Origin of the sequence: Streptomyces sp. NPDC046465 (assembly GCF_040646035.1) — a bacterium.
In the GTDB taxonomy this organism is placed as follows: Bacteria; Actinomycetota; Actinomycetes; order Streptomycetales; family Streptomycetaceae; genus Streptomyces.
Window position 1 is genome coordinate 141,486 of the sequence record NZ_JBEYZK010000019.1, and the last position, 18,555, is coordinate 160,040.

General features: G+C 70.0%; 18 protein-coding genes. 6 read left to right on the plus strand and 12 right to left on the minus strand.

Translation table 11 applies throughout. From position 1 onward, the window contains the following. Positions 1-40: 40 nt before the first annotated feature. The 5 genes from pucL to ABZ953_RS28310 all read right to left on the minus strand — a co-directional run bounded on the left by pucL (position 41) and on the right by ABZ953_RS28310 (position 2,829). A complete protein-coding gene (gene pucL / locus ABZ953_RS28290) occupies positions 41-973 on the minus strand; it encodes a factor-independent urate hydroxylase (RefSeq protein WP_361729210.1) in 933 nt (310 codons plus the stop codon). A 5-nt stretch (positions 974-978) separates the two neighbouring features. Further along, positions 979-1,443 carry a hydroxyisourate hydrolase gene (locus tag ABZ953_RS28295; protein ID WP_361729213.1) on the minus strand — a complete coding sequence of 155 codons (465 nt, stop codon included), beginning with the start codon at positions 1,441-1,443 and terminating at the stop codon, positions 979-981. After that, positions 1,440-1,955: a 2-oxo-4-hydroxy-4-carboxy-5-ureidoimidazoline decarboxylase gene (gene uraD / locus ABZ953_RS28300; protein ID WP_361729216.1), complete on the minus strand. Its 516-nt coding sequence runs from the start codon at positions 1,953-1,955 to the stop codon at positions 1,440-1,442. The genes ABZ953_RS28295 and uraD overlap by 4 nt, the downstream gene beginning before the upstream one ends. 221 nt (positions 1,956-2,176) lie before the next feature. Next, complete coding sequence (locus ABZ953_RS28305; RefSeq protein ID WP_361729219.1) at positions 2,177-2,554, minus strand: helix-turn-helix domain-containing protein; 378 nt, start codon at positions 2,552-2,554, stop codon at positions 2,177-2,179. Beyond that, positions 2,551-2,829 (minus strand): hypothetical protein, encoded by a 279-nt coding sequence (locus tag ABZ953_RS28310; RefSeq protein ID WP_361729222.1) that lies wholly within the window; start codon positions 2,827-2,829, stop codon positions 2,551-2,553. The genes ABZ953_RS28305 and ABZ953_RS28310 overlap by 4 nt, the downstream gene beginning before the upstream one ends. Before the next feature lie 126 nt (positions 2,830-2,955). On the opposite strand from ABZ953_RS28310, the gene ABZ953_RS28315 reads away from it, so the two are divergent. The 3 genes from ABZ953_RS28315 to ABZ953_RS28325 all read left to right on the plus strand — a co-directional run bounded on the left by ABZ953_RS28315 (position 2,956) and on the right by ABZ953_RS28325 (position 6,381). Then, a complete protein-coding gene (locus tag ABZ953_RS28315) occupies positions 2,956-3,795 on the plus strand; it encodes a TIM barrel protein (RefSeq protein ID WP_361729225.1) in 840 nt (279 codons plus the stop codon). A gap of 53 nt (positions 3,796-3,848) precedes the next feature. Next, positions 3,849-4,739 (plus strand): 2-hydroxy-3-oxopropionate reductase, encoded by an 891-nt coding sequence (locus tag ABZ953_RS28320; protein WP_361729228.1) that lies wholly within the window; start codon positions 3,849-3,851, stop codon positions 4,737-4,739. Between the two features lie 184 nt (positions 4,740-4,923). Continuing rightward, on the plus strand, positions 4,924-6,381 hold the full coding sequence (locus ABZ953_RS28325) for a catalase (RefSeq protein ID WP_361729231.1): 1,458 nt from the start codon (positions 4,924-4,926) through the stop codon (positions 6,379-6,381). Positions 6,382-6,723: 342 nt separating this feature from the next. Here the strand turns inward: ABZ953_RS28325 and ABZ953_RS28330 are convergent, their stop codons facing one another. Together ABZ953_RS28330 and gcl are read right to left on the minus strand one after the other, a co-directional pair. Beyond that, positions 6,724-7,983: a Shedu anti-phage system protein SduA domain-containing protein gene (locus ABZ953_RS28330; protein WP_361729234.1), complete on the minus strand. Its 1,260-nt coding sequence runs from the start codon at positions 7,981-7,983 to the stop codon at positions 6,724-6,726. A 101-nt stretch (positions 7,984-8,084) separates the two neighbouring features. After that, the gene (gene gcl, locus ABZ953_RS28335) at positions 8,085-9,872 is read right to left on the minus strand and encodes a glyoxylate carboligase (protein WP_361729345.1); all 1,788 of its coding nucleotides are present in this window, start codon (positions 9,870-9,872) and stop codon (positions 8,085-8,087) included. Positions 9,873-10,590: 718 nt separating this feature from the next. Between gcl and ABZ953_RS28340 the strand changes: the two genes are divergently transcribed. Then, on the plus strand, positions 10,591-10,932 hold the full coding sequence (locus ABZ953_RS28340) for a hypothetical protein (protein ID WP_361729237.1): 342 nt from the start codon (positions 10,591-10,593) through the stop codon (positions 10,930-10,932). Here ABZ953_RS28340 and ABZ953_RS28345 read toward each other — a convergent pair. Continuing rightward, on the minus strand, positions 10,892-12,103 hold the full coding sequence (locus tag ABZ953_RS28345) for an MFS transporter (RefSeq protein WP_361729348.1): 1,212 nt from the start codon (positions 12,101-12,103) through the stop codon (positions 10,892-10,894). The genes ABZ953_RS28340 and ABZ953_RS28345 overlap by 41 nt on opposite strands. A 245-nt stretch (positions 12,104-12,348) precedes the next feature. Here ABZ953_RS28345 and ABZ953_RS28350 point away from each other — a divergent pair, with 245 nt between their 5' ends. Next, a complete protein-coding gene (locus ABZ953_RS28350) occupies positions 12,349-12,984 on the plus strand; it encodes a GNAT family N-acetyltransferase (protein ID WP_361729240.1) in 636 nt (211 codons plus the stop codon). Here ABZ953_RS28350 and ABZ953_RS28355 read toward each other — a convergent pair. Together ABZ953_RS28355 and ABZ953_RS28360 are read right to left on the minus strand one after the other, a co-directional pair. Continuing rightward, positions 12,962-14,569: an AMP-binding protein gene (locus ABZ953_RS28355; RefSeq protein ID WP_361729243.1), complete on the minus strand. Its 1,608-nt coding sequence runs from the start codon at positions 14,567-14,569 to the stop codon at positions 12,962-12,964. The genes ABZ953_RS28350 and ABZ953_RS28355 overlap by 23 nt on opposite strands. A 32-nt stretch (positions 14,570-14,601) precedes the next feature. After that, entirely contained in the window at positions 14,602-16,338 is a 1,737-nt protein-coding gene (locus tag ABZ953_RS28360; RefSeq protein WP_361729351.1) for an AMP-binding protein, read from the minus strand. A gap of 154 nt (positions 16,339-16,492) precedes the next feature. On the opposite strand from ABZ953_RS28360, the gene ABZ953_RS28365 reads away from it, so the two are divergent. Continuing rightward, a complete protein-coding gene (locus tag ABZ953_RS28365; protein ID WP_361729354.1) occupies positions 16,493-17,302 on the plus strand; it encodes a helix-turn-helix transcriptional regulator in 810 nt (269 codons plus the stop codon). Here the strand turns inward: ABZ953_RS28365 and ABZ953_RS28370 are convergent. Both ABZ953_RS28370 and ABZ953_RS28375 read right to left on the minus strand, forming a co-directional pair. Continuing rightward, positions 17,208-17,561 carry a tautomerase family protein gene (locus ABZ953_RS28370; protein ID WP_361729246.1) on the minus strand — a complete coding sequence of 118 codons (354 nt, stop codon included), beginning with the start codon at positions 17,559-17,561 and terminating at the stop codon, positions 17,208-17,210. The two genes, ABZ953_RS28365 and ABZ953_RS28370, sit on opposite strands and share 95 nt — an antisense overlap. Beyond that, positions 17,555-18,466, minus strand: coding sequence for a LysR family transcriptional regulator (locus ABZ953_RS28375; RefSeq protein ID WP_361729249.1), 912 nt, complete (start codon positions 18,464-18,466; stop codon positions 17,555-17,557). Before ABZ953_RS28375 ends, ABZ953_RS28370 begins: the two co-directional genes overlap by 7 nt. Positions 18,467-18,555: the final 89 nt, after the last annotated feature.

An 18,555-nucleotide genomic window follows, 5' to 3' on the forward strand; every position in this document is an offset into this window, starting at 1 on the left:
CCCCGCCCACTGCGGGTGAGGCGGGGGCGCGCATCCCGCGTCAGAGGTTGGTCATGTCGACCGGGATCTTCGGCTCGACGCCGTCCCGCAGGATCGTGGCCTCGATGAGGCCGTACGGGCGGTCGGCGGCGTAGTAGACGGCCCCGTCCTTGGCGGCGTTGTCGAGGCCGAAGGGCGAGAGGTCCTGACGGAAGTGGTGCTTGTTGGGCGCGGAGAAGCGGATCTCGTCGATCTCGCTGCGGTTGTTGATGACCCGCGAACCCATTTGGTACAGCGTCTGTTGCAGCGACAGCGAGTAGGTCTCCACGAAGGCGTGCAGGATGTGCTTCTTCGCCTGCTCGTACGACCGCTCCCAACTGGGCATGCGCTGCTCGTCGTTGGTCCAGTTGTGCCGCCACCAGGTGGACAGGGAGGTGGCGAGGATGCGGTCGTAGTCCTCTTGCAGGGTCGTGTACTTGTCCTTGATGTAGCCCCAGAACTCGGAGTTCGTGGAGTTCATCACGGTCAGGTCCTTCAGCCCCGAGAGGACCTCGAAGTCCGTTCCGTCATAGGTGATCTGGGCGACTCGCGTCTCCTGACCCTTGCGGACGAAGGAGTGCTTGACCTCGTCGGCACCTATGAACTTGGAGTTGCTGTCGGAGCCGCCGATGCGCTCCCAGCTGTACTCCTCGATGCGGATGCGCGCACGGTGGATCGAGGGCTGGCTGTCCACGAAGTGCCGGGCGAGGTGGATGCCGTACTGCTCGGCGGACTCGATGCCGTATTCCTTGGCGAACGCGAAGCAGGTGTTCTTCGTCGTGTCCGTCGGCAGGCAGTTGGCGTTCGAGCCGTTGTAGTGGACGTCGTCCAGGTCGCCGGAGAGGGCGACCGAGACGTTCAGGTCCTTGATGTGATGGGTGTCGCCGTCCCGCGTGATCTTTACGACCCGGTTCTCAGCCTTGCCGTACTGGTTCTGTCCCAGAATGGTGGGCATGTCTGCTAGCTCCCTCGGTAAACGGAGTAGCCGAACGGGTTGAGCAGCAGCGGTACGTGGTAGTGCTCGCCCGGCTTGACGGCGAACGTGATCGCCACCTCCGGGAAGAACGCTCCGTTCGCACCGCTGTCCCGATTCGCGGGGGCATCCTGCTGCGCCTCGGCTTGCTTATTCTGCTGGTCGTGCTTGGCGGACTCAGCCTTGTCGGACTCAGCCTTGTCGGACTCAGCCTGCCCGGTCAGGAAGTACGCCTCGGTCTCGAAGTCGAGCCGTACGTGCGAGGTGCCCTCCGGCAGGGCCGGCAGGTCCTTGCAGCGCCCGTCCGCGTCGGTCGCGCTGCCACCGAGCGCCTTCCACTCCTCGCCCGAGCCGCTGCGGGCGGACAGGGAGATGGCGACGGCCTCGGCGGGGCGGCCGACGCTGGTGTCCAGGATGTGCGTGGACACCGAAGCGGTCGTTTCCGTGCTCATGCGTCGTTTCCTTCTTCTACGAGGCGGGTCAGGCGGATGCGGTTGATCTTGCCCAGTTCGCTGCGGACGATCTCGCGCTCTCCCTCCGCCCCGTTCTCGATCCGGGTCTTGAGCCGGTCGAGCATGAACTCGGCGGTCGCGCCGGTCGCGCAGATCAGGAAGACGTGGCCGAACTTCTCCTGGTAGGCCAGGTTCAGTTCGAGCAGTTCGGCCTTGAGCTCCTCGGAGGCACCGGCCATCCCGCGCTGTTCGCGGGCGGAGGTCGGGTCCCCCGGCTTCGGGCGGCCGATCGGCGGGTGCCCCGCCATCGCCTCGGCCAGATCCTCGGCGGTGAGCTCGGCCATGGCGGCGTCGCTCGCGGCGAAGAGGGCTTCGACGGTGGCGTACGGGCGCTGGGCAAGCAGCTTGCTTCCCCACGCCGAAGAGGCGCATGCCTCGTGGAGGGCGGCGGTGGCCGCGGCCTCCTCCAAGGCGTTGAACCGGGTGAGACCCGGCGGTGTTCTCGAAGTCACGGGGAGCCTCCGTGGCCTTGTGCTGGACGGGCTGCGGAACAGCTAAGACCTTCAACAACACCGCGTCAACAGTTTGTTGAAATAACTTGAACAAAGAAGCCGCCACCCGGTGATACGGGTGACGGCTCAGCGTCGCAGAGTGACGGAAGGGGCGGGTGTGACGGGCCGAAGAGGCGGCCGGGAAGCCGGTCTGGACACCGAACCCGGAAGCCGGTCCGGATTTACTCGCCCTTCGCGGCGTTCTCCCTGTTCAGGTAGTTGTACACCGTGAAACGGCTGACCCCTAGGGCGCCCGCCACAGTCTCGACGCCGTGCCGGACGGAGAAGGCGCCGCGCGCCTCCAGTATGCGCACGACCTCCTGTTTGGCCTTGCGGTCGAGCTCGGAGAGCGGCTGGCCCTGCTTGCGCTCCAGGGCCAGCAGGATGTGGTCGAGCGAGTCGGCGAGCTGGGGCAGCCGCACGGCCACCACGTCCTCGCCCTCCCAGGCCAGGACCACGTCGTCGATCCCCGCCTCGTCGGGCGGCATCATCTCGCCGCCCATGGCGTCCACCAGCGGTTTCACCGCGGTGACGAAGGGGTCGTCCCCGAAACCGGTCACTTATCCGCCTCCCCCGGGCCCGCCGGCTCCCCCGGCTCGCCGATCACGTTGACCTGGAGCGAGACGCGGGTGGCGCCCGCACCAAGGGACCGGCGCAGCATCGCGTCAACCGCGGTCAGCACCGCGTCGACATCGCCCTCGGCCGTATTGCCGAAAGGACCTACGTCCACGGCGTCCAGCGGGGCCCCCTGAATGACCTCACGGGCCACCAGCGCATGCGCGGGGGCCTCGTCGAGATCGAAGGGTTCGGTCGTGAACTCCACTCTCAATCGCACGCTCCACAACCTAATGCCGCGGCTCGAATTTTCGGCAGCCCCCTCTTGACAGCTTCCACGGACCAGAGGCAGTCTTCCATCAAGCAGAAATGAACTTCCGCAATACGGAAGGAGCGCGGAAGCCCCATGGGATACTCCGACCAGCGCTTCAATGTGAACCTGTCGATCCTCTTCACCGAGCTCCCGCTCCTGGAGCGCCCCGCGGCCGCCGCGAAGGCCGGCTTCAGCGCGGTCGAGCTGTGGTGGCCCTGGGTCGACGCCCCCACCCCCGAGCAGTCCGAGCTCGACGCCCTGAAAAAGGCGATCGACGACGCGGGCGTTCAGCTGGTGGGTCTGAACTTCTACGCCGGGCAGTTGCCGGGCCCGGACCGCGGCGCCCTGTCGATCCCGGGCGAGGAGAGCGAGAAGTTCCGCGCGAACCTTGCGGTGGCGGCGGACTTCGCGAAGTCCCTCGGCTGCACGGCGCTCAACGCGCTGTACGGCAACCGCGTCGACGGCGTGGACCCGGCCATCCAGGACGAGCTCGCCCTGGAGAACCTGGTGCTCGCGGCCCGCGAGGCCGACCGTGTCGGCGCGATCCTGCTGATCGAGGCGCTGAACGCGCCCGAGTCGCCCAAGTGCCCGATCGTGAGCGCGCCCAAGGCGATCGAGATCGTCGACCAGGTGAACGCGGCCACCGGCCTCGGCAACGCCAAGTTCCTCATGGACCTGTACCACCTGTCCATGAACGGCGAGGACCTGCCGTCGGTCATCGAGCAGTACGTGGGCAGGACCGGCCACGTGCAGATCGCCGACAACCCCGGCCGCGGCGCCCCCGGCACCGGCTCGCTCCCCCTCGAGGGGCTCCTCGACCAGCTCAAGAAGGCGGGTTACGAGGGTTGGGTCGGCCTGGAGTACAAGGCCGGCGACCGCCCGAGCGCCGAGGCCTTCGACTGGCTGCCCGCCGAGGCCCGCACCGCGCGCTGAGCGCCAACTCATCGACGTACGACACGCTTGAGAGCAGTAGGAGAGACACCCTCATGAGCAACCTTCCCAAGATCGCGTGGATCGGCCTCGGCATCATGGGTTCGCCCATGTCCGAGAACCTGATCAAGGCGGGTTACTCCGTCACCGGCTTCACCCTCGAGCAGGACAAGCTGGACCGCCTGGCCGCGGCCGGCGGTACCGTCGCGAAGTCCATCGCGGAGGCCGTGCGGGACGCCGATGTCGTCGTGACGATGGTGCCCGCGTCGCCGCAGGTCGAGGCCATCGCGTACGGTGCCGAGGGCATCCTGGAGAACGCCAGGTCCGGCGCGCTGATCGTCGACATGTCGTCGATCACGCCGCAGACCTCCGTGGACCTGGCCAAGGCCGCCAAGGAGAAGGGCCTGCGCGTCCTGGACGCCCCGGTGTCCGGTGGCGAAGCCGGTGCCATCGAGGCCGTGCTCTCCATCATGGTCGGCGGCGAGCAGGCCGACTTCGACGAGGCCAAGCCGCTTCTGGACGCGCTCGGCAAGACCATCGTGCTGTGCGGTCCGCACGGCTCGGGCCAGACCGTGAAGGCCGCCAACCAGCTCATCGTCGCCGTCAACATCCAGGCGTGCGCCGAGGCCGTGGTCTTCCTGGAGAAGTCCGGTGTGGACCTGAAGGCCGCGCTCGACGTCCTGAACGGGGGGCTTGCGGGCTCGACCGTGCTGACCCGCAAGAAGGACAACTTCCTGAACCGGGACTTCAAGCCCGGTTTCCGGATCGACCTGCACCACAAGGACATGGGCATCGTCACCGACGCCGCCCGCAATGTCGGTGCCGCCCTGCCGGTCGGCGCGGTCGTCGCCCAGCTCGTCGCCTCGCTGCGCACGCAGGGTGACGGCGGCCTGGACCACTCCGCCCTGCTGCGCTCCGTCGAGCGCCTCTCGGGCGCCGAGCTCTAAGCCGTACCACCGGCGAGAGCTCCTCTCGAACTTCCGGGCCGTGGCGGCGCTGACACCTGTCCTGTCGCGCCCAGGCGTCGCCGCGGCCCGGAACTCCATCATCAACTTCAACAAACTGTTGACGTAGCAGTTCAGGGGTCCTTACGCTCCGAACACCTCAGCAGTCACAGCACGGAAGGTCACGATGTCGAAGCGCGTGCTTACGACCGAGTCCGGCGCCCCCGTCGCCGACAACCAGAACTCCGCCACCGCCGGCGTCGGTGGCCCGATCCTCCTGCAGGACCAGCACCTGCTGGAGAAGCTCGCCCGCTTCAACCGTGAGCGCATTCCGGAGCGTGTCGTGCACGCCCGGGGTTCCGGCGCGTACGGCCACTTCGAGGTGACCGACGACGTCACCGGCTTCACCCACGCCGACTTCCTCGCCGAGGTCGGCAAGCGGACCGAGGTCTTCCTGCGCTTCTCGACCGTGGCCGACAGCCTCGGCGGAGCGGACGCCGTCCGTGACCCGCGCGGCTTCGCGCTGAAGTTCTACACCGAAGAGGGCAATTACGACCTCGTCGGCAACAACACGCCGGTCTTCTTCATCAAGGACCCGCTGAAGTTCCCCGACTTCATCCACTCCCAGAAGCGCGACCCCTTCACGGGCAAGCAGGAGCCGGACAACGTCTGGGACTTCTGGGCGCACGCCCCCGAGGCCACGCACCAGGTCACCTGGCTGATGGGCGACCGCGGCATCCCCGCCTCGTACCGTCACATGAACGGCTACGGCTCGCACACCTACCAGTGGACGAACGCCAAGGGCGAGGCCTTCTTCGTCAAGTACCACTTCAAGACGAACCAGGGCGTCCGCAGCCTCTCGGCCGACCAGGCCGCCGAGCTCGCGGGCAAGGACGCCAACTCGCACCAGACGGACCTGCTCCAGGCCATCGAGCGGGGCGTGAACCCGTCCTGGACGCTGCACGTGCAGATCATGCCTGCGGCGGACGCGGCGGACTACCGCTTCAACCCGTTCGACCTCACCAAGGTGTGGCCGCACGCGGACTACCCGCTGCAGCGCGTGGGCCGTCTGGTCCTCGACCGCAACCCCGACAACGTGTTCGCCGAGGTGGAGCAGGCAGCCTTCTCTCCGAACAACTTCGTTCCCGGCATCGGTCCTTCGCCGGACAAGATGCTCCAGGGCCGCCTGTTCGCCTACGCGGACGCGCACCGCTACCGCCTCGGCGTCAACCACACGCTGCTCGCCGTGAACGCCCCCAAGGCGACCAAGGCCGACAACTACGGCCGCGACGGTCTGATGGCGTCCAACGCCTACGGCCGCGACCGCAAGAACTACGAGCCCAACTCGTACGACGGCCCCGCCGAGACCGGCCGGCCCCTGTCGGCGCCGCTCGCCATCGCCGGCTACACCGGCACGCACGCGGCCGCGACCCACACCAAGGACGACGACTTCTTCCAGGCCGGCGAGCTCTACCGCCTGATGTCCGCGGAGGAGAAGTCCCGTCTGGTGGCGAACATCGCCGGTGGCCTGTCCCAGGTCTCCCGCGACGACGTCATCGAGAAGAACCTCGCCCACTTCCACGCCGCCGACGCCGACTACGGCAAGCGCGTCGAGGAGGCAGTCCGCGCCCTGCGCGAGGACTGAGCGAGCAACCCCCAGGCTGCGCCGGTGAGTTGACGGGAGGTCGACTCACCGGTGCTGAGCCCGCACCGTCGTCACGGACCCGGATGAGGGGTGGTACGTGACGCCTGCGGGCAGGCATGGTCCGCGGCGGCTCTGCGAGCCAGTGCGGTGGTAAAGGCCCGACGGCTTCCTTCTCGACCTGAGAGAGGGAAACCCCAGGCCCGTCGCACCCGCCGCGGTCCCAGCCGAAGCCCCCCTTGTCCCCCTTACAGGGGGCTATAGAGGGCCGCCACAGACTCCGCCCGGCAGCACGTATGCATGTTTCGCCAGTCGCGCGCTGTCGGGCGGTCACAACTCCAGACCTCATGGCCAGAGCGCCGAGTACGGACGGTCCCGTACTCGGCGCTCTTCTGTTGGTGCGGGGGTGGCGAAGGAGCGGTAGGCGTTGTCGAGAAGCTCCTTGTAGGTGAGCACCTCGACGCGGTTCACGTGGGTATTGAACGTGCGCAGCGCCTCACCGATGTCGGCTTCCGGCACATCGGGCTGAAGCCCGGGATGACCGATCAAGACGATGGCACTGGCCCGGCGCGTCTCGATGTCGAACTCCTCGCGGACGCGCTCACGACCCTCGTCCAGGCCAACGAGGTAGTTCACTGCCTGGCCCACAGCATCGTGCACATGGGCGGTGGGGACCCAGGCGTTGCGGTGCCTCTTGACCAACGGGCCCTTCAGGCTCATCGCCCTCTTCAGCTCCACTACTTGCAAGCCTCCGTCGCCGCGGATCAAGGGGATGTCCAGCTCGTCGCCCGGGACGAGCCTGCGGCGCGTGGCCTCGCCGACGAAGCGGCCGCCGAAGATCCAGTACTGCCCTTCCAGGGCCCGCTGGAGGTCACTCTCGGACGCGCCGGGGTCCTCGACGACCGCACGCAACTCCTCGAGCCCCGCAGCCCTACGTCGCAACTCCGCGGCCTGAAGAATCAGTTGCCCCTCATCGTCGGCTGCGAGCAGTGCGAGCGCCTCCGGCGATGTGGCAATCCTTCGGGCCTCCTCAGCCGGATCCTCAACGAGGATCCGACCGTCGCGCAGGATGCGCTCCAGCCAGATGGCGGTCTCCGCACGGCCGCGAGGAATGACATAGCGGCCGGGGCGTTCGTCAGGAGCTTCCAGGAATCGAGCATCTTCCCCCTGGGCTCTGTAATGCTCCACCAGCTCCGCTGCTGTGGCGCCAGGATGCTCTTTCATGAACTGCCGAGCGGCGGAGACCATCCAGTGGTGTGTCGCCCACATCGTGCGCGCGAGAAAGTCGCGACTGCCCTCATCGCGCAACCCGTCCTGGAAGAGGCGGTACCTCTCCTCGAAGTCCTGCTGGAGGATTCGCCCCTCCGCATAGGCGATCGAGTCGTGCAGTTGCCGAACCGCCTCCCACTCCCCCGTGCGAGCGGCAGTCTCCCGCGCCAGAGCGAGTAGACGCACCAGCTCCTTGCCACCGCGACGCTTGTTGCCAGTCCCGCTGTGCATGTGCGTCACCACGGCGGATATCGCCGCACGCACCTTCTCATCAGCGACCTCTCCGCTCACCTCGCGAAGTTGCCAATCCAAAGACATGTCCACTCGTACCGGCATGCGCCGCATTGTGCCGCCCGGCACTGACATCGCCCCGCGCACGCCAAAGGGGCGGTCCACCCCCCACGGGTGGGCCGCCCCTGTCTGTGGGGTGGTGCGGGTCAGACCTTCAAGGGGCGGATCGCCGTGGGCGCGTGGCCCGGCTCCGTGGCGATCTCCTCGAACTCGGAGACGTCACTGATGTCGGCGGTCTTGCTCATCGCGATGTTCGTGATGCGCTCCAGGATCGCCTCGACGACGACCGGCACCCGGTACTCCTGGGCGAGCTTCTTGGCCTGCTCCAGGGCCGTGCCCAGCTCGCTCGGGTCGGTCACGCGGATCGCCTTGCAGCCCAGGCCCTCGGCGACCTTGACGTGGTCGACGCCGTAGACGCCGAGCTCGGGGCTGTTCTGGTTCTCGAACTCCAGGTTGACCTGGAAGTTGATGTCCAGACCGATCTGCGCCTGCCGGATCAGACCCAGGTAGGCGTTGTTCACCAGGACGTGGACGTACGGGATGCGGTGCTGCGCGCCGACCGCCAGTTCCTCGATCATGAACTGGAAGTCGTAGTCACCGGAGAGGGCGACGACCTGCGTGTCCGGGTCGGCCTTCGCGACGCCGAGCGCGGCCGGGATGGTCCAGCCGAGCGGGCCCGCCTGGCCGCAGTTGATCCAGTGGCGCGGCTTGTAGACGTGCAGCATCTGCGCGCCGGCGATCTGCGAGAGGCCGATCGTCGTGACGTAGCGCGTGTCCTTGCCGAACGCCTTGTTCATCTCCTCGTAGACGCGCTGCGGCTTCATGGGGATGTTGTCGAAGTGCGTGCGGCGCTGGAGGGTTTCCTTGCGCTCCAGGTGCGAGGCGACCCACGCGGAGCGGTCGGGCAGCTTACCGGCCGCCTTGAGCTCCTTGGCGACCTCGACGAAGAGTTCGAGGGCGACCTTGGCGTCGGAGGCGATCCCGTAGTCCGGGGCGAAGATCTTGCCGATCTGGGTCGGCTCGATGTCGACGTGGACGAACTTGCGGCCCTCGGTGTACACGTCCAGCGCGTAGCCGGTGTGACGGTTGGCCCAGCGGTTGCCGATGCCGAGGACGAAGTCCGACTCCAGGAACGTCGCGTTGCCGTACCGGTGGCCGGTCTGCTGGCCGACCATGCCCGCGTTCAGGTCGTGGTCGTCGGGGATCGTGCCCCAGCCCATCAGGGTCGGCACGACAGGCGTGTCGGTGAGCTCGGCGAACTCGACGAGCAGGTCGGACGCGTCGGCGTTGATGATGCCGCCGCCCGCGACGATCAGCGGACGCTCGGACTCGACCAGGAAGGTGATCGCCTTCTCGATCTGCGCGCGGGTCGCGGACGGCTTGTAGACCGGCAGCGGCTCGTACGTCTCCGGGTCGAACTCGATCTCGGTCTGCTGGACGTCGATGGGCAGGTCGATGAGGACCGGGCCCGGCCGGCCTGAGCGCATCAGGTGGAACGCCTGCTGGAAGACGCCGGGGACCTGCGCGGCCTCCAGGACGGTGACGGCCATCTTCGTGACCGACTTGGCGATCGTCGCGATGTCGACGGCCTGGAAGTCCTCCTTGTGCAGGAGATGCGTCGGCGCCTGACCGGTGATGCAGAGGATCGGGATCGAGTCGCCGATCGCGGAGTACAGACCGGTGATCATGTCGGTGCCGGCCGGGCCCGACGTACCGATGCAGACACCGATGTTGCCCGGGTTGGCCCGGGTGTAGCCCTCGGCCATGTGCGAGGCGCCCTCGACGTGGCGGGCGAGGGTGTGGTCGATGCCACCGCCCTCCTTGAGCGCCTTGTAGAAGGGGTTGATCGCGGCGCCCGGCACACCGAACGCGTTGACGACGCCTTCGCGCTTGAGGATCTCAACTGCCGCGCGGGCAGCGGTCATACGAGCCATGGGGTTCTCCTGCTTCGACAGCTTCGACAGCACTTCGGCTGCCGGATTCGGCTGGCGGATCCGGCTCCCGTCGCGCCCCGCGGTGAGCTCCTGTTTCCGCATTGTGAAAAGTTTGTTCTGCTATATGGAAGCAATGTAAGCGGGCGCGCCGGAGACCGTCAAGAGAGATCCGACGAACGCCCCCATCGAACCCAGTTCACCCGTTGACTCAACTTGCAGCCGCCGGGCACTCCTTGGGTGGAGGATGAGGGGAGACGGCCCGAGGCAGGCGGTGGTGACGGTGACGGACGGTGGTACGCCGATACGGTGCCCGGACTGCCGGCGCGAGCATCTGTACGCTCCCCCGGCCTATCCCTGCGCGTGCGGCGCCCGGGTGACCCCACCCGTGGCCCGGGACGCCGCACCGGTCCCGGTCACGGACCCGACCTGGGCGAACGAGTGGGTCACGGTGCGCTGCGGGGCCTGCGGGCGCGGCGGCCAGTGGCCCCAGCCGGAGCTGGGCTGCGCTTGCGGGGCGATTCTGCGCATTCCGGTGGCTCCAGCGGCTCCGGCGACTCCGGGCGTTTCAGCGGCTCCGGCGACTCCGGCCGTTTCAGCGGTTCCGGCGGTTCCGGCGGTTCCGGCGGTTCCGGCTACGTCACCCGAGGGGGCGGAGCCCCCGCGCTCCCGGCCCGCCTTCCGCCCCGTCACGATCCGCGACGCCCGCGACGCCGTCACCGTGGCCGCGCTGTACCTGCGCTGGCTCGGCTATCTGAATACGCGGAGTGCCGCCCGGCGCCCGCCCTCGGGGTCCCGGATCACCGCGCGCGGCATGCTGGCGCAGGTGGAGCCGGGGCTGCGGCCCACCACCCTGCGGGACATCGAGTGCCTGTGGCTGACCGCCATGACCGAGGCGGGCGAGACCCCCGTCACCTGCGTCTGCTTCTCCCTCGCCGGGTACACGGCCGGCGCCCGCACCCGCGCGGACACCCTGGACGTGCCGCTGTTCACCATGGACCTGACCGGCACACCTCAGCCGGTCAACAGCGCGGCGGACGAGCTGGTCGCCGCCGGGGCGTGACCGCGTCCCGGCTCGCGCCCCGCACCTGCGCCAGGTGCGCCAGGTGCCGGGCGAGCGCCAGGGCGGTCAGCAGCGCCACGAGCCCGCACACCCCCGGCCAGCCGAAGGCGCCGTAAGCCCGTACCGCGAGCCAGGAGCCGATGCTTCCGCCCAGATAGGCGCAGGTCATGTACGCCGTGTTGAGCCGGGCCCGCGCCTCGTCGCTCAGCCCGAAGATCCGTACCTGATTGGCGACCGTGCCCGACTGCATCGCCACGTCGAGCAGCAGCGACCCCGCCCCCAGGGCGACGAGCCCCACCACTCCGCCGATGCCACCGACGAAGAGGACGGCGGAGGCCACCAGGACGGCGAGCATGCAGACCAGATTGACCGCGTCGGAGCCCCGCCGGTCCACCTGCCGCCCCGCCACCGGCGTACAGATCATGGTCGCCGCGTTGACCAGGGCGAGCACTCCGACCGCCGACGCGCCCATCCCGTACTCAGGGCCGGTGAGCAGCAGCGCGACGCCGGTCCACAGGGCGGAGAACCCGCCGAAGATCATCGCCTGGTAGAAGCCGGAGCGGCGCAGGTCCGGCTCGGTGCGCAGCAGGCGGAACGACTCGGCGAGCAGCGCGGGGTAGCGCTGCCGGGACGGGGCCGTCGACCTCGGCAGCGCGCGGGCCAGGACGCACGCGAGGAGCAGGGTGACGGCCGACGTCAGCAGGTACGGGGCGCGCCAGCCCAGCCACTCCCCGACCGCGCCACCGAAGACGCGGGAGAGCAGCATGCCGCCGATCGAGCCGCTCAGCAGGGTGCCTGCGACGGCCCCGCGGCGTTCCTCGGGCACGAGACCCGCCGCCGTGGGCGCGATGACCTGGGCGATCACGGTGGTGACACCGACGAGGACGCTCGCCACGAGCAGCGGGGAAAGTCCGGGCGCGAAGCCCGCCCCGAGCAGGCCGAGCCCGGCCAGCGAGAGGAGCGTGACGATGAGCGGCCGGTACGGTATGCGGTCGGCGAGCGGCACCAGGAGGAAGATGCCGCCCGCGTAGCCGAACTGGGTGGCTGTCACGACAAGCGCCGCCGTATCGGCCGACACGTTCAGGCCGTCGGCGACCAGCGGGCTGACGGCCTGTGGGAAGTAGACGTTGCCGACGGCCACGCCGCAGGTGACGGCGAGCAGCAGCACCATGCCGCGGCTCAGGCCGGGCGGCGGCGCCACGGGGGCCACCCCGCGCCCAGCCCCGCCCGCCCTCTCGCTCCCGCCCCTCTCGCCCCCGACCATCCCGGTCTCGGCCCTCCCGGTCTTGGCCCTCTCGGGGTCATCGGCCTTGGACAGGCGCACTCTCACCTCACGGATTCGGCGGACGGACCGGCCTACGATCGCCGGTCGGAACTCCGCGGCACAAGGGGTTTTGGCCCGGGCATACTCGGCGCATGCTCATCCGCCCCGTCACCGCCGCCGACCTGCCCGCGCTCCAGGCCATCGAGCGCGCCGCGGGTGAGCCCTTCCGCGCCCTCGGCATGGCGGCGATCGCGGACGACGAGCCGCCCGGCGTCGAGGAGCTGGACCGCTTCCGCCGGGCGGGGCTCGCCTGGGCCGCCGTCGACGATGACGGCGCCCCGGTCGCGTATGTGATCGCCGATCCCCTCCCGGACGCCCACGCGCTCCACATCGAGCAGGTCTCCGTGCACCCGCGCGCCGCCCGTCGAGGTGTCGGCCGAGCCCTGATCGAGCACGTCGCGCGGTGCGCCCGCGCGCGGGGCGCCGCCGCGCTGACCCTGACCACGTTCGCCGACGTCCCTTGGAACGCGCCGTACTACGCCCGTATCGGTTTCCGCCCGCTCGCGGACGCCGACCTCACCCCGGCCCTGCGGGGCATCCGCGCACACGAGGCGGAGCTCGGCCTCGACCGGTGGCCCCGCCTCTGCATGCGCCGCGACCTCGCCGAGGACGAGGGCGAGGACGGGGACGAGGGCGGGGACGGGGACGAGGGCGGGGGCGGGGGCGGGGGCGGGGGCGGGGGCGGGGGCGGGGACGAGGGTCCCGTCACTGCCCGTACCGCTCCCTGAGCTCGATCTTGCGCACCTTTCCGGAGACCGTCATGGGGAAGGACTCCAGGATCCGCAGCCCGGCCGGGATCTTGTAGTGGGCCAACTGCCCCTCGCAGTACGCCTTGAGCTCCTCCAGGGTCAGTCCGGCGCCGGGGTCCCGCAGGATCACGCAGGCCAGCGGCGTCTCGCCGTAACGCTCGTCGGGGACGCCCACCACCTGGACGTCGGCGATCTTCGGGTGGCCGTACAGGAACTCCTCGATCTCGCGGGGGTAGATGTTCTCGCCACCCCTGATGATCATGTCCTTGATGCGGCCGACGATCTGCACGTAGCCGTCCTCGCGCATGACCGCGAGGTCGCCGGTGTGCATCCAGCGGCCGGAGTCGATGACTTCACGGGTCCGTTCGGGCTCGTCCCAGTAGCCGAGCATCACGCTGTAGCCGCGGGTGCACAGTTCACCGGAGGCGCCGCGCGGGAGCGTCACACCGGTCGCGGGGTCGACGACCTTCACCTCGATGTGCGGCAGGACGCGGCCGACCGTGCCCGTGCGCCGCTCCAGGTCGTCGGCGCGGCGCGTCTGGGTGGAGACGGGTGAGGTCTCCGTCATGCCGTAGCAGATGGACACCTCCTCCATGTGCATCTCGGCGACGACCCTCTTCATCACCTCGACGGGGCAGGGCGAGCCCGCCATGATGCCGGTACGCAGCGAACTCAGGTCGTACGTCGCGAAGTCGGCGAGGTTCAGCTCCGCGATGAACATCGTCGGCACCCCGTACAGCGAGGTGCAGCGCTCCCGCTCGACGGCGTGCAGGGTGGCGACGGGGTCGAAGGACGGGGCGGGGATGACGATGCACGCGCCGTGCGAGGTGGCGCCGAGGTTGCCCATGACCATGCCGAAGCAGTGGTAGAAGGGCACGGGCAGACAGATCCGGTCCTGTTCGCTGTAGCCGACCGTACGGCCCACCCAGTAGCCGTTGTTGAGGATGTTGTGGTGGGAGAGGGTGGCCCCCTTGGGGAATCCGGTGGTGCCGGAGGTGTACTGGATGTTGACCGGTTCGTCGCAGCTCAACTCGGCTTCCCGAGCGGCCAGTTGCTCGTCGGCCACCTCGCGTGCGGCGTCGAGGAGCACGTCCCACGAGCCGTCCCCGACGTAGTGGACGGCGCGCAGCCCGGGACAGCGGGGCCGCACCTCGTCGACGAGCGCGCGGTAGTCGCTGCTCTTGTGGGTCTGCGTGGCGACCAGGACGGACACGCCCGCCTGGTTGAGGACGAACTCCAACTCGTGGGCGCGGTAAGCCGGGTTGATGTTCACCATGACGGCGCCGACGCGTGCGGTGGCGTACTGCACGAGCACCCACTCGGCGCAGTTCACCGCCCAGATCCCGACGCGATCCCCCTTGGCCACGCCCGACCCGAGGAGCCCGCGCGCCACCTGTGCGACGGCGGCGCCGAACTCGGCGTACGTCCAGCGGGTACCGGCGGCGACGTCCACGAGCGCGTCGCGGTCCGGCCAGGCCCGCACGGCCCGGTCGAGGTTCTGCCCGATGGTGTCGCCCAGCAGGGCCGTGCCGCTCGTCCCGTGCGCGTAGGAGAGTTCGGTCACTGGAGAGAGTCCAGTCGCCGGAGAGGGTTCAGTCACCGGAAGTCCTCCTCGCGGTACTCCGCGCCCGATCCGGCGGCGGTCGCCTCACGGAGTTCGACGCGCCGGATCTTGCCGGACACGGTCTTGGGCAGCGCGCCGAACTCCAGACGGCGCAGCCGCTTGTACGGGGCGAGCACCGCGCGGGAGTGCTCGAAGAGCAACTTGGCGGTGCCCGGGCCCGGTTCGAACCCTTCGGCCAGCACCACGTACGCCTTGGGGACGGCGAGCCGCACCGGGTCCGGCGCGGGCACCACGGCCGCCTCGACCACCGCCTCGTGCTCCAGGAGCGCGCTCTCCAGCTCGAACGGTGAGATCTTGTAGTCGGAGGCCTTGAATACGTCGTCGGACCTCCCGACGTAGGTGATGTAGCCGTCGGCGTCGCGGGAGCCGATGTCGCCGGTGCGGTAGTAGCCGCCCGCCATGGCCTCCGCGGTGCGCTCGGGGTCGCCGCGGTAACCGGCCATCAGGCCTACGGGGTCCGTGCCGAGATCCAGGGAGATCTCCCCCTCCGCCGCGCCCGGCGCACCGGTCACCGGATCGAGGAGCTCGACGGCGAAGCCGGGCGTGGGGCGGCCCATTGAGCCCGGCTTCAGTTCCTGCCCCGGCGAGTTGGCGACCTGTACGGCGGTCTCGGTCTGCCCGAATCCGTCGCGGATGGTGACGCCCCAGTCGCGCCGCACCTGCTCGATGACCTCGGGGTTGAGCGGTTCACCCGCGGCGACGACCTCGCGGGGCGGGGTGCGCAGCTGGGTCAGGTCGGCCTGGATGAGCATGCGCCACACGGTGGGCGGCGCGCAGAACGACGTCACGCCCGCCCGGTCCATCTCCGCCATGAGCCGACCCGCGTCGAAGCGGGAGTAGTTGTGGATGAAGACGGTGGCCTCGGCGTTCCACGGGGCGAAGAGGTTCGACCAGGCGTGCTTGGCCCAGCCGGGCGAGGAGATATTCAGATGGACGTCGCCGGGCTTGAGGCCGATCCAGTACATCGTCGCCAAGTGGCCTACGGGGTAGGACACATGGGTGTGCTCGACGAGTTTCGGGCGTGCGGTGGTGCCCGAGGTGAAGTAGAGCATCAGCGGGTCGTCGGCGAGGGTGATGCCGTCGGGCTCGAAGGCCTCGGGGGCGTCATCGGCCCCGCCGTACGACAGCCAGCCCTCGCCGGGGGCTTCGCCTCCGACTGCGCCTCCGCCTCCGAATTCGCCTCCGGATTCGCCTCCGAACTCGCCTCCGACGACGACGCGCGCGTAGTCGCCGGGTACGTCGTCGAACTTCGCGGTGTCCTCGGGGCGCACGACCACGTACCGGGCGCGGCCCCGCTCGATGCGGTCCCGCAGGTCGGCGGGGCCGAGCAGCGGTGTCGCGGGGATGACGACGGCGCGCAGCTTCATCGCCGCGAGCGCGATCTCCCACAGCTCGACCTGGTTGCCGAGCATCACCACGATGCGGTCGCCGACGCCGACGCCGTGCGAGCGCAGCCAGTTGGCGACGCGGTTCGAGCGGGCCGAGAGCCGCGCGAAGGAGTAGCGGTCCTCTCGGCCGTCCTCCTCCACGATGTGCAGCGCCGTCCGCTCGTTGCCGTCGGCGATGACGTCGAACCAGTCCAGCGCCCAGTTGAACCGTTCGGGCCGCGGCCAGGCGAAGCCCTCGTACGCGGCGGCGTAGTCCTCTCTGTGCCGCAGGAGGAAGTCCCGTGCCGTACGGAACTGCTCCGTGGCGCTCGCCCCGGTCATCGTCATATGCACCCCTACTCGATCACGCGAACGTCATTGCCGGACGCTACGTAACATCGTGTAATTCGTGATGCGGGTCTCACTACCCCCGGACGGGGGTGTCGCGAAGCAAAGGGGCGAGCGCGTGGCGGCTGACGGCGGCGAGGCCGTGGAAATGCGGGCCGCTCTGCTGCGGTTGCGCCGCGGCACGGGGCTCCCTGTGGCGTTCGGCGGTCTCCTCGAGAACGCGCGCCACGTGGTGCGGATCGGCGAGCTGAGCGGCACCGGCACGCGCGCCCTGAGCGGGCTCGCCATCTCGTCGGGGAACGGCCTGGGCGGCAAGGCGGTCGCCCTGTCGCGGCCGTGCGCGGTCACCGACTACCAGGTGTCGCGGCACATCAGCCACGAGTACGACGCGGCGGTCGCCGCCGAGGGACTGCGATCGGTGCTCGCGGTGCCCGTCGTGGTGCGCCGCCAGGTGCGCGGAGTGCTGTACGGCGCGCTGCGCACGGCCCTGCCGCTCGGCGACCGGACGCTGTCGGCGGCGGTGGCCGCGGCCCGGGACGTGGAACAGGCCCTCGTCGTACGCGACGAGGTGCGGTCCCTCCTCGCGGCGGCCCGGGAGCCGGTGGCGGGCCCCGGCGCGTGGGAACAGGTCCGCGAGGCACACGGCGCGCTCCGCGCCCTGGCCCCCCGCATCGTCGACCCGTCGCTGCGAGCCGAACTCCTGTCGGTCTGCGGCCGCCTGGAGTCGGCGACGACCATCCCGGACCACGGCCACGACCGCCCCGTCTCCCTGGCCCCCCGCGAACTGGACGTCCTGTCCTGCGTGGCCGCGGGCGTCACGAACGCGACGGCAGCGGAACGTCTCGGACTACGCCCGGAAACGGTCAAGGGCTACCTGCGCTCCGCCATGCGCAAACTGGGCGCGCACACACGCCTGGAGGCGGTGGTGGCGGCGCGGCGGGCGGGGCTGTTGCCGTAGCCCTGCCGGGCCGGGGGGCGGAGCGGGAAGTGGCCGCGGGCGTCTCGTGGATCCAGACGTGCGCGCTCTCGGCCGGGATCTTGTACGCGTCCACGAACGCGTCGGTGATCTGCTTGACCCGCTCCCGCTTGAGCTCGATGCCGCGGGGACCCTGCTGGACGGTGACGATGGGCATGGCCGGGGCGTTCGGTATGCCCCCAGTCCATCCCGGGCGCGGGCCGCGACCAAGGGGGCAGCCCGCGACCGCAGCGATCAGCATGCGTGATCGTCGAAGGTCACCGGCGTCACGGCCGCGCAGGCGGCGAGAAAGTGAGCGAGCTCGGGCGAGGGCTCGGCGGCCCGTACGGCGAGCCCCGTGGGGAGCGCGAGCCCCGGCGCGCGGAACGGCAGGAACGCCACCCGCGGACTGTGCAGCACGCGCGCGTGCGCCGCGTACACGACCGTCCACTGCCGCACGACCCCCGCCCCGATCGTGGCGAGCCGGTCCTGCAACGAGCCGTCGACCGGCCCGGGCACCGGTTCGAACCCGGCATCATGGCAGGCCCCGACGACGAGGTCCACGAGGGCGGGGTTGTTGCGCCGCGCGGTGATGGCCAGCGGCAGTCCCGCGAGGTCGCCGAGCGCCACATCGGGCCCCGCGGCCAGCGGATGCCCGGCCGGGACCACGGCGACCAGCGGGTCGTCCCACAACGGCACGATCCGCACGCCGGGCGCGGACTCCGCGGAACGTACGGAGGCGGAACGTACGAAGGCGGCGTCGGCCCGCCCGTCGACGACCTGTTCGATCCGCTCGCGCGCACCGCCCGACACCAGCTCCACCGGCACCCCGGGCGCCCGTACCGCGAACTCCGCGAGCACGCGGTCCAGGTGCTCGCCGAGGCCGGTACTGGTGGCGAGCCGCAGCCCGGCGGGCGGGGCGACCGCGGCCCGCGCCCGTTCGGCGGCGGCGAGCACCGCCCGCGCCTCGGGCAGCAGCCGCTCCCCCGCACCGGTGAGCCGCACGTGGCGCGGCGAACGGTCGAAGAGCTCGGCGCCCAACTCTCGCTCCAGGCGCCGTATCTGCTGGCTGACCGCGGACTGGACGATGTGCAGCCGCTCGGCCGCCCGCCCGAAGTGCAGCTCGTCGGCGACGGTCACGAAGTAGCTGAGCTGCCGCAATTCCATGCGGGAAGCCTAAGCGGGCGTCGGACCGATGCCGAGGGCCGCCAGCTTGGCCGCCACTCGGCGAACGCGCCGGGGGGGGCGTGTGTGCC

Excerpts from the sequence above, each read along its gene's own strand:
- pucL (WP_361729210.1), bottom strand. The coding sequence starts at position 973 with ATGCCCACCATTCTGGGACAGAACCAGTACGGCAAGGCTGAGAACCGG.
- ABZ953_RS28295 (WP_361729213.1), bottom strand. The coding sequence starts at position 1,443 with ATGAGCACGGAAACGACCGCTTCGGTGTCCACGCACATCCTGGACACC.
- ABZ953_RS28315 (WP_361729225.1), top strand. The coding sequence starts at position 2,956 with ATGGGATACTCCGACCAGCGCTTCAATGTGAACCTGTCGATCCTCTTC.
- ABZ953_RS28320 (WP_361729228.1), top strand. The coding sequence starts at position 3,849 with ATGAGCAACCTTCCCAAGATCGCGTGGATCGGCCTCGGCATCATGGGT.
- ABZ953_RS28325 (WP_361729231.1), top strand. The coding sequence starts at position 4,924 with ATGTCGAAGCGCGTGCTTACGACCGAGTCCGGCGCCCCCGTCGCCGAC.
- ABZ953_RS28330 (WP_361729234.1), bottom strand. The coding sequence starts at position 7,983 with ATGCCGGTACGAGTGGACATGTCTTTGGATTGGCAACTTCGCGAGGTG.
- gcl (WP_361729345.1), bottom strand. The coding sequence starts at position 9,872 with ATGGCTCGTATGACCGCTGCCCGCGCGGCAGTTGAGATCCTCAAGCGC.
- ABZ953_RS28345 (WP_361729348.1), bottom strand. The coding sequence starts at position 12,103 with ATGGTGCTGCTGCTCGCCGTCACCTGCGGCGTGGCCGTCGGCAACGTC.
- ABZ953_RS28350 (WP_361729240.1), top strand. The coding sequence starts at position 12,349 with ATGCTCATCCGCCCCGTCACCGCCGCCGACCTGCCCGCGCTCCAGGCC.
- ABZ953_RS28360 (WP_361729351.1), bottom strand. The coding sequence starts at position 16,338 with ATGACCGGGGCGAGCGCCACGGAGCAGTTCCGTACGGCACGGGACTTC.
- ABZ953_RS28365 (WP_361729354.1), top strand. The coding sequence starts at position 16,493 with ATGCGGGCCGCTCTGCTGCGGTTGCGCCGCGGCACGGGGCTCCCTGTG.
- ABZ953_RS28370 (WP_361729246.1), bottom strand. The coding sequence starts at position 17,561 with ATGCTGATCGCTGCGGTCGCGGGCTGCCCCCTTGGTCGCGGCCCGCGC.
- ABZ953_RS28375 (WP_361729249.1), bottom strand. The coding sequence starts at position 18,466 with ATGGAATTGCGGCAGCTCAGCTACTTCGTGACCGTCGCCGACGAGCTG.